This window comes from Streptomyces sp. NPDC001373 (assembly GCF_042895815.1).
Taxonomy (GTDB): Bacteria; Actinomycetota; Actinomycetes; order Streptomycetales; family Streptomycetaceae; genus Streptomyces.
In genome coordinates this window covers 299,614-309,590 of sequence record NZ_JBIAWQ010000010.1, presented here as the reverse complement: position 1 = coordinate 309,590, position 9,977 = coordinate 299,614, and the positions used below count along the sequence as shown (strand labels likewise).

Annotated in this window: 8 protein-coding genes; 6 read left to right on the top strand and 2 right to left on the bottom strand. The window is 69.8% G+C overall.

Annotated elements, in window-relative coordinates; genetic code table 11:
* The 4 genes from ACFY15_RS23760 to ACFY15_RS23745 all read left to right on the top strand — a co-directional run.
* On the top strand, nucleotides 1–1,398 hold a 1,398-nt coding region (locus ACFY15_RS23760; protein ID WP_390826034.1), incomplete at its 5' end, for a vitamin B12 dependent-methionine synthase activation domain-containing protein.
* Nucleotides 1,399–1,512: 114 nt separating this feature from the next.
* On the top strand, nucleotides 1,513–2,214 hold the full coding sequence (locus ACFY15_RS23755) for an HAD family hydrolase (RefSeq protein WP_390689316.1): 702 nt from the start codon (nucleotides 1,513–1,515) through the stop codon (nucleotides 2,212–2,214).
* 479 nt (nucleotides 2,215–2,693) lie between these two features.
* Nucleotides 2,694–4,298 carry an ABC transporter substrate-binding protein gene (locus ACFY15_RS23750; protein WP_390689315.1) on the top strand — a complete coding sequence of 535 codons (1,605 nt, stop codon included), beginning with the start codon at nucleotides 2,694–2,696 and terminating at the stop codon, nucleotides 4,296–4,298.
* A gap of 71 nt (nucleotides 4,299–4,369) precedes the next feature.
* Nucleotides 4,370–5,953 (top strand): ABC transporter substrate-binding protein, encoded by a 1,584-nt coding sequence (locus ACFY15_RS23745; protein WP_390826033.1) that lies wholly within the window; start codon nucleotides 4,370–4,372, stop codon nucleotides 5,951–5,953.
* 78 nt (nucleotides 5,954–6,031) lie between these two features.
* Here the strand turns inward: ACFY15_RS23745 and ACFY15_RS23740 are convergent, their stop codons facing one another.
* A complete protein-coding gene (locus tag ACFY15_RS23740; protein ID WP_390826032.1) occupies nucleotides 6,032–6,703 on the bottom strand; it encodes a response regulator in 672 nt (223 codons plus the stop codon).
* A 62-nt stretch (nucleotides 6,704–6,765) separates the two neighbouring features.
* On the bottom strand, nucleotides 6,766–7,644 hold the full coding sequence (locus tag ACFY15_RS23735) for a RecB family exonuclease (protein ID WP_390826031.1): 879 nt from the start codon (nucleotides 7,642–7,644) through the stop codon (nucleotides 6,766–6,768).
* On the opposite strand from ACFY15_RS23735, the gene ACFY15_RS23730 reads away from it, so the two are divergent.
* A complete protein-coding gene (locus tag ACFY15_RS23730) occupies nucleotides 7,553–9,004 on the top strand; it encodes a site-2 protease family protein (RefSeq protein WP_390826030.1) in 1,452 nt (483 codons plus the stop codon). The genes ACFY15_RS23735 and ACFY15_RS23730 overlap by 92 nt on opposite strands.
* Before the next feature lie 18 nt (nucleotides 9,005–9,022).
* Complete coding sequence (locus tag ACFY15_RS23725) at nucleotides 9,023–9,919, top strand: tRNA (adenine-N1)-methyltransferase (protein WP_390689311.1); 897 nt, start codon at nucleotides 9,023–9,025, stop codon at nucleotides 9,917–9,919.
* Nucleotides 9,920–9,977 lie beyond the last annotated feature (58 nt).

Sequence of the window (9,977 nt, the reverse complement as noted above, 5' to 3'; positions counted from 1 at the left end):
CCGTTCGTCCTGCAGTCCGCGGAGGTCATGAAGAGCGCGGTGGCCTTCCTGGAGCCGCACATGGAGAAGACCGACGCCGAGGGCAAGGGCACGATTGTGCTGGCCACGGTCCGCGGTGACGTCCACGACATCGGCAAGAACCTCGTCGACATCATCCTCACGAACAACGGCTACAACGTCGTCAACATCGGCATCAAGCAGCCGGTCTCGGCGATCGTGGAGGCCGCGCAGGAGCACAAGGCCGACGTCATCGGCATGTCGGGCCTCCTGGTGAAGTCCACCGTGATCATGAAGGAGAACCTGGAGGAGCTCAACCAGCGCAAGCTGGCCGCCGACTACCCGGTCATCCTGGGCGGCGCGGCCCTGACCCGCGCCTACGTGGAACAGGACCTCCACGAGATCTACGAGGGCGAGGTCCGCTACGCCCGGGACGCGTTCGAGGGCCTGCGCCTGATGGACGCGCTGATCGCCGTCAAGCGCGGCGTCCCCGGCGCCACCCTGCCCGAACTCAAGCAGCGCCGCGTGGCCAAGCGGGACACGCCCGTCCTCCAGGCCGAGGAGGCCGAGGAGCCGGGCGGCCGCTCGGACGTGGCCGTCGACAACCCGGTGCCCTCCCCGCCCTTCTGGGGGACCCGGGTCGTCAAGGGCATCCCGCTCAAGGACTACGCCTCCTGGCTGGACGAGGGCGCGCTGTTCAAGGGCCAGTGGGGCCTCAAGCAGGCCCGCGCCGGCGGGGCCACCTACGAGGAGCTCGTCGAGAGCGAGGGCCGTCCGCGCCTGCGCGGCCTGCTGGAGAAGCTGCACACCGAGAACCTCCTGGAAGCGGCCGTGGTCTACGGCTACTTCCCCTGCGTCTCCAAGGGCGATGACCTGATCATCCTGGACGACCAGGGCAACGAGCGGACCCGGTTCACCTTCCCGCGCCAGCGCCGGGGCCGCCGCCTGTGCCTGGCGGACTTCTTCCGCCCGGAGGAGTCCGGGGAGACCGACGTCATCGGCCTCCAGGTGGTCACCGTCGGCTCGAGGATCGGCGAGGCCACGGCCAGGCTCTTCGAGTCCGACTCCTACCGCGAGTACCTCGAGCTGCACGGCCTGTCCGTCCAGCTCGCCGAGGCCCTGGCCGAGTACTGGCACGCCCGCGTCCGCACCGAACTCGGCTTCGGCGCCGAGGACCCGGCGGCCATCGAGGACATGTTCGACCTCAAGTACCGGGGCGCCCGCTTCTCCCTGGGCTACGGCGCCTGCCCCGACCTGGAGGACCGCGCGAAGATCGCGGACCTCCTCCAGCCGGAGCGGATCGGCGTCCACCTCTCGGAGGAGTTCCAGCTCCACCCCGAGCAGTCCACCGACGCCCTGGTCATCCACCACCCCGAAGCGAAGTATTTCAACGCACGCTGACACGTACCGGCGTACACTGGTCGGTCCCAAACAGGCCGGTCACCTGTCCCCCAGGGGATGCCCCGCGCGGGCACGAGGTGACCGGCCTTGTCGTCCCCGGAGAGAGGCGTACGCATGACCAGCACCGTTCCCGCCCCCGCCGTCCGCACGGCCGACGGGCACGCCCTCCAGGCGGTGCTGCTCGACATGGACGGCACCCTCGTCGACACCGAGGGCTTCTGGTGGGAGATCGAGGCCCAGATCTTCCACGAGCTCGGCCACCGCCTCGACGAGGCCTGGCGCGACGTCGTCGTCGGCGGCCCCATGAGCCGCAGCGCGGCCTTCCTGATCGAGGCGACCGGCGCCGACATCGGCCTCGCCGAGCTGAGCGTCCTGCTCAACGAGCGCTTCGCGGCCCGCATCGCCGAACAGGTCCCCCTCATGCCCGGCGCCGAGCGGCTCCTGAGCGAGCTGGCCCGGCACAACGTGCCCACCGCCCTCGTCTCCGCCTCGCACCGCCGGGTCATCGACCAGGTCCTGCTCACCCTGGGCCGCGACCGCTTCCACCTCACCGTCGCCGGCGACGAGGTCCCCCGTACGAAGCCCCACCCCGACCCGTACCTGTTCGCCGCGAGCAGCCTGGGCGCGCACCCCTCGCGGTGCGCCGTCATCGAGGACACCGCCACCGGAGTGGCCGCCGCCGAGGCGGCCGGCTGCCGGGTCGTGGCCGTGCCCTCCGTCGGCCTGATCGAGCCCGCTCCCGGGCGGACCGTTGTGCGCTCGCTGGAGGACGTGGACCTGGCCTTCCTGCGCTCCCTCATCACTCCGATGAACTGAGGGCACACCGTCAGTGCCGAACGGAACCGGGGCCAGTCCCCGGTCTCGCGGAAGGATCTTCCGCCCAGGCCCCCGGAGGCCGAAATTCCATCCCGATGATGGGGGACGGAGCGGGTGACTTTGGTCACCCGCGCAGCCTTCGCCGGACCTGCCCCGAGCCTGCACGGGCTTCCCATGTGTCCGGATTGATCATCTCCTGACACCATCTGCGAAGACTCCGGTGTAAGCGGTCAGTCCGCACCCATCACAGTGCGATTACGACCCCTGCGCCACTGGTTCAAGCCACCCCGTCCCGGACCACTAATGTCGACGCGGGCACTCCGCATGCACCTCTGCCGTGCCGGCCGCACACCCTTGCACCGGCACGCGCGTGGACCGATCGTCAAACACCGGCCCGATCGTTCCGCCCTGAACGGGCGACCGCCGCGAAGTGCCCTCTACGCCGCTTAACAAGTGCCGGGTGAGGGAGTACTTCCAGCATGAACCGCAAGACCATGGTGCTGACGGCCGCGATCGGCCTGCTCACCCCCGCGCTGTCCGCATGCGGCAGCGCGAGTGGAAACGGAGCAGGGTCCGGAGCGATCGTCGTCGGCACCACCGACCGGTTCGAGGCAGCCGACTACGCCCCCGCCCCGTTCGACCCCGCCTACGCGTACGACGCCACCACCTGGAACGTCCTGCGCCAGACCGTCCAGACGCTGATGCACACCCCGCGCGGCGGCGGCCAGCCCGTCCCCGAAGCGGCCTCCGACTGCCGCTTCACCGACAACGACAACGAGAGCTACCGCTGCACCCTACGGCCGGGCCTCAAGTTCGCCAACGGCGACCCGCTCACCGCGAAGGACGTCAAGTTCTCCATCGACCGGGTCCGGGCCATCAAGGACGAGAACGGCCCCTCCGCCCTCCTCTCCACGCTCGACACCGTCGAGGTCAAGGGCGCCGACACCGTCGTCTTCCACCTGAAGACCCCGGACGCGACCTTCCCGTACAAGCTCTCCACCCCCGCCGCCGGCATCGTCAGCGAGAAGAACTACGAGGCCAAGAAGCTGCGCACCGGCTTCGCCGTCGACGGCTCCGGCCCGTACACGATGAAGGCCGAGGTCAAGGACGACCACCTCGTCCGGGCCGTCTTCAGCAAGAACCCGAACTACAAGGGCGACATCAAGCTGCAGAACGACAAGGTCGAACTGCGCACCTTCCCCGACTCGGCGGCCGCCACCAAGGCACTCTCCGACGGCTCCATCAGCATGGTCTCCCGCACGCTCTCCCCGGCCCAGATCACCGAGCTCTCGGCCAAGCCCCCCAAGGGTGTCCGGCTCGTCCCCATGCCGGGCCTGGAGATCCGCTACATCGGCTTCAACACCGACGCCCCGGTCACCAAGGAGAAGGCCGTCCGCCAGGCCCTCGCCGCCGCCGTCGACCGCAACAACGTCATCTCCAAGGTCTACGGGAAGTCCGCGCAGCCCCTGTACTCGCTGGTCCCCACCACCGTCACCGGGCACGTCAACTCCTTCTTCAACAAGTACGGCGAGGCCAACACCGCCAAGGCCGCCGACCTGCTGAAGGCCGCCGGGATCAAGACCCCCGTCAAGCTGACGCTGAACTACACCAGCGACCACTACGGCGACGGCACCGCGGCCGAGTTCGCGGCCCTCAAGGCCCAGCTGAACTCCACCCAGCTCTTCGACGTCAGCGTCCAGGGCAACGAGTGGGGCGACTTCCGCCCGGCCCAGAAGAAGGGCGACTACGCCGCCTACGGGCTCGGCTGGTTCCCCGACTACCCGGATGCCGACAACTTCCTCGCCCCGTTCCTGGAGCAGGACAACTTCCTGGGCACGCCGTACGCCAACAACACGGTGCGCACCAAGCTCATCCCCGAGTCCCGCAAGGCCGCCGACCGCAACGTCGCCGTCCCCGCGATCACGGAGATGCAGGACATCGTCGCCGAGGACGTGCCCGTCCTGCCGCTGTGGCAGGGCAAGCAGTACGTCGCCGCACGCGACGGGATCACCGGAGTGGAATGGTCGGTCAACGCCATCTCCGACCTCCAGCTGTGGGAGCTCGGCCGAGGTGTCAGCGGCTGAGACCGGCAGCAACCGGCGGCGGACGTCGCAGGCCGGCGCAACGATCAGACAAGAACTGTGAAGGACATCGCGTGAAGAGACGTAACCAGTGGCTGGTGGCCCCGCTCGGGGCGGCGACCGCCGCCGCGCTGCTCAGTGGCTGCGGTTCGCAGGACGGCTCGGCCGCCGGCGACGGCAAGGGCGTGGTCATGGGCATATCCGACAAGGTGAAGTCCACCGACCCGGCCTCCGGCTACGACCCGGGCTCCTGGCTGCTCTTCAACAACGTCTTCCAGTCGCTGCTGAGCTTCCCCAAGGGCGGCACCACGCCCGAGCCCGACGCCGCGCAGGCCTGCAACTTCGAGGGCGGTGACAGCAAGGTGTACAAGTGCACCCTGCGCTCCGGCCTGAAGTTCAGCAACGGTCACAGCCTCACCTCGAAGGACGTCAAGTTCTCCTTCGAGCGCACGCTGAAGATCAACGACCCCAACGGCCCGGCCGTCATGCTCGCCTCCATCGCGAGCATCGACGCCCCCGACGAGAAGACCGTCGTCTTCAAGCTGAAGACCCCCGACGCGACCTTCCCCAGCAAGATCGCTTCGGGCGCGGGCGCCATCGTCGACCACGCCGAGTACCCGGCCGACAAGCTGCGCACCGACAACAAGGCGATCGGCTCCGGCGTCTACAAGCTGGACGCCTTCAGCGAGAAGAGCGCCAACTTCTCGGTCAACGACTCCTACAGCGGCAAGGCCAAGGCCAAGAACACCGGCGTCACGCTGAAGTTCTTCAACGGCGACCAGGCCGGCCTCAAGACCGTCCTGGAGAGCGGGGACGTCGACTTCGCCTTCCGCGGCCTCGCCGCCAAGGACATCGCCGGCCTCGCCGCGACCAAGACCGGGGACAACAAGGTCGACGTCGTCCAGGGCACCGGCGCCGAAGTCCAGCACATGGTCTTCAACGTCAGCGACCCGGTCGTCGGCAAGCTCCCCGTCCGCAAGGCCATCGCGTACCTCGTCGACCGCGAGGCGCTCGTCAAGGACGTGTACTCCGGCACCGCCGTGCCGCTGTACTCGATCGTCCCGGCCGGCATCGCCGGACACACCACCCCCTTCTTCGACCGCTACGGCGGCAGCCCCCAACTGGAGAAGGCCAAGGCCGTCCTCAAGGCCGCCAACATCACCGGCAAGATCAAGCTGACGCTGTACTCCACGCCGACCCGTTACGGCCCCTCCACCGACCAGCAGTTCCAGGTCATCGCCAAGCAGCTCAACGAGAGCGGCCTGTTCGACGCCGACGTGAAGTCCGTCGAGTTCGAGCAGTACGAGAAGGACATCAAGGCCGGCAAGTACGGCGTCTACGTCAAGGGCTGGGTCCCCGACTACCCCGACGCCGACAACTTCACGCAGCCGTTCTTCGGGCCGGACAACGTCCTGCAGAACAACTACGACAACAAGGAGATCAGCGGGACCATCATCCCGACGACCAACGCCAAGTCCGACCGCACCGCGGCCAACCCGGACTACACGCGTCTCCAGGACATCGTCGCGGACGAGCTCCCGGTCCTCCCGCTCTGGCAGAGCAAGCAGTACGCCGTCGCCCGCCAGAACGTCACCGGCCTCCAGTGGTCCCTGGACGCCTCCACGGTCTTCCGCTTCTGGGAGATCAGCAAGGGCTGAGACCCTCGTCAAAGCCGACACGGCTCCGCCCCGGCACCCGAGAAGGGTGCCGGGGCGGAGCCGTATCCAGGGCGGTGCCTACTGCGCGCCCGGCCGCACCAGGCCGCTCTCGTACGCGTACACCGCCGCCTGCACCCTGTCGCGCAGGCCCAGCTTCGTCAGCACGTGGCCCACGTGCGTCTTCACCGTCGTCTCGCTCACGAACAGGTCCGCCGCGATCTCCGCGTTCGACAGCCCCCGGGCCACCAGCTTCAGCACCTCGACCTCGCGCTCGGTCAGCGTCCCCAGCGCGTCCGGGACGCTCTCCTCGCCCGACGGCAGATGGCCGGCGTACTTGTCCAGAAGCCGGCGCGTGATGCTCGGCGCCAGCATCGCCTCGCCCGCCGCCACCACCCGGATCGCCTGCACCAGCTCATCGGCCGGGGCGTCCTTCAGCAGGAAGCCGCTCGCCCCCGCCCGCAGCGCCTCCACCACGTACTCGTCCAGGTCGAACGTGGTCAGCACCAGCACCTTCGCCGGCCCGTTCCGCTCCGGACCCGTGATCTGCCGGGTCGCCTCGACCCCGTCCATCCGCGGCATCCGGATGTCCATCAGCACCACGTCCGGCTGCAGCGCCCGCACCTGCTCCAGCGCCTGCAGACCGTCCCCGGCCTCACCCACCACCACCAGGTCCTGCTCCGCCTCCAGGATCATCCGGAAGCCGGTGCGCAGCAGTGGCTGGTCGTCGACCAGCAGGACGCGGATCGCCACGGGAACTACCTCGTATTTCGTCGGACGGCTTCGGCGCCGCCCATTCTGCCCTGACCGCGAGGTCAGGAACCCGCCGGGCGGCCGGGCCGCGGGACGACCTCCAGCGGATACACCGGGGGAGTGCCGCCGAACTCCGGACACACCGACCGGTGGTCGCACCAGCCGCACAGCTTCGTCGGCCGGGGCCGCCAGTCGCCCGTCTCCGTCGCCTCCCGGATCGCCTCCCACAGCGCGTGCAGCTTGCGCTCCACCCGCTCCAGGTCCGCCACCACCGGGTCGTACGTCAGCACGTCCCCGCTGCCCAGGTACACCAGCTGGAGCCGCCGCGGCACCAGGCCCTTCAGCCGCCACACCACCAGCGCGTAGAACTTCATCTGGAAGAGCGCGCCCTCCGCGTACTCCGGCCGCGGCGCCTTGCCCGTCTTGTAGTCGACGATCCGCACCTCGCCCGTCGGCGCCACGTCCACCCGGTCGATGATCCCGCGCAGCCGCAGCCCCGACTCCAGCTCCGTCTCCACGAAGAACTCCCGCTCCACCGGCTCCAGCCGCTTCGGGTCCTCCAGCGTGAACCAGCGCTCCACCAGCGCCTCGGCCTCGGACAGCCAGGCCGCCAGCCCCGCGCCCCCGTCCTCCGCCGGAAACAGCTCCGCCAGCTCCGGCTTCGCCTCCAGCAGCCGCTCCCACTGCCCCGGAAGCAGCGCCTTAGCCCGCGGCACCGTCCGCTCCGCCGCCGGATGGTCGAACAGACGCTCCAGTACCGCGTGCACCAGCGTCCCCCGCGTCGCCGCCGCGCTCGGCTTCTCCGGCAGCCGGTCGATCACCCGGAACCGGTAGAGCAGCGGGCACTGCATGAAATCGCCCGCCCGCGAAGGCGACAGCGAGGCGGGCCGGGCGGCACCCGGGGAAGCGTCGGCGGAACCGGCGCCGGGGATCGTCGTCATGCGTGAAACCCTACGACCCGGGACCGACAGCACGCGCATACCATCGACTCCGGGCCCATCGCCCTGCATGATCGGAGCATCACACCGCGCGACAGCCCCACGCCACCACCCGCACGACGTGGACCACACTGGAAGCACACGCACCGAACGAAGGACAGCCGTGGCAGACACCGACGAAACCGGCGAGCGCCCCACCAAGCGCTCCGAACCGGGCGGCGGCATCCTCATGGGCCGCCCCTTCGGCGTACCCGTCTACGTCTCGCCCAGCTGGTTCCTCGTCGCCGCCCTCATCACCTGGGTCTTCGGCGACCAGCTCGACCGGATCCTGCCCGACCTCGGCCCGGCCCGCTACCTCGTCTCGCTCTTCTTCGCCGTCGCCTTCTACGCCTCCGTCCTCGTCCACGAACTCGCCCACACGGTCGCCGCACTCCGCTTCAGGCTCCCCGTGCGCCGGATCCAGCTGCAGTTCTTCGGCGGGGTCTCCGAGATCGAGAAGGAGTCCGAGACCCCCGGCCGCGAATTCGTCCTCGCCTTCGTCGGCCCCCTCCTCTCGCTCGTCCTCGCCGGGATTTTTTACCTCGGCATGAAGGCCGTCGAGCCCGCCAGCGTCCCCGGCGTCCTCCTCGCCGGCCTGATGGTCTCCAACCTGCTCGTCGCCGCCTTCAACCTGCTCCCCGGCCTCCCCCTCGACGGCGGCCGCATGCTCCGCGCCCTCATCTGGGGCCTCACCGGCAAACCCATGACCGGCACCGTCGCCGCCGCCTGGGTCGGCCGCGCCCTCGCCGTCACCGTCCTGCTCGGTCTGCCCCTGATCACCCAGACCGGCGTCCTCGGCAACCCGCCCCAGGACATCGGCGGCATGGACACCGTCATGGACGCCCTCCTCGCCGCCATCCTCGCCGCGATCATCTGGACCGGCGCCGGCAACAGCCTGCGCATGGCCCGCCTCCGCGAACACCTTCCCGAGCTGCGGGCCCGCACCCTCACCCGGCGCGCCATCCCCGTCCAGAGCGCCACCCCCCTCTCCGAGGCCCTGCGCCGCGCCAACGAGGCCGGAGCCCGAGCCCTCGTCGTCGTCGACGGCCAGGGCGACCCCACCGCCATCGTCCGCGAGACCGCCATCGCCTCCGTCCCCGAACACCGCCGGCCGTGGGTCGCCGTCAGCACCCTCGCCCAGGACCTCACCGACGGAATGAAGGTTTCGGCGGAACTCACCGGCGAGGAACTCCTCGACCACCTCCGCACCACCCCCGCCACCGAGTACCTCGTCCTCGAGAAGAGCGGCCAGATCTACGGCGTCCTGTCCACCCTCGACGTCGAGAAGGCCTTCGTGAAGGCCATGGCGCGGCCCCAGTCCTGAAGCCAATACACTGGTCACATGTCCGAACCGACCGGTGCCGCCCGCCGACGCGGGCCCTTCGAGGTCGGGGACCAGGTACAGCTGACCGACCCCAAGGGCCGCCACTACACGTTCACGCTCGAAGCCGGGAAGAACTTCCACACCCACAAGGGTTCCTTCCCGCACGACGAGCTGATCGGCGCTCCCGAGGGCAGCGTTGTCCGCACCACCGGCAACGTCGCCTACCTCGCGCTGCGCCCCCTGCTCCCCGACTATGTCCTGTCCATGCCCCGCGGCGCCGCCGTGGTCTACCCCAAGGACGCGGGCCAGATCCTGGCCTTCGCCGACATCTTCCCCGGCGCCCGCGTCGTGGAGGCGGGAGTGGGCTCCGGCTCCCTGAGCAGCTTCCTGCTGCGCGCCATCGGCGACCAGGGCATGCTCCACAGCTACGAGCGCCGCGCGGACTTCGCCGAGATCGCCACCGCCAACGTCGAACGCTACTTCGGCGGCCCCCACCCCGCGTGGAAGCTGACCGTGGGCGACCTCCAGGACAACCTGGCCGAGACCGACGTCGACCGCGTCATCCTCGACATGCTCGCCCCCTGGGAGTGCCTCGAGGCGGTCAAGAAGGCCCTCGTCCCCGGCGGCATCCTCTGCTGCTACGTGGCCACCACCACCCAGCTGTCCAAGACCGTCGAGTCCATCCGCGAGATCGGCTGCTTCGCCGAGCCGCAGCCCTGGGAATCGATGATCCGCAACTGGCACGTGGAAGGCCTCGCCGTCCGCCCGGACCACCGGATGATCGGCCACACCGGCTTCCTCGTCACCGCCCGCCGCCTCGCGGACGGCGTCGAGCCCCCCATGCGCCGCCGCCGCCCCGCCAAGGGCGCCTACGGCGAGGACTACGAGGGCCCCGGCAGCGACCGCTCCGCCTAGCCCTCCCCGCCGCCCCGGCCCGGGGCGGCGCACCCAACACGAAAGCGCTGTGGCGCAG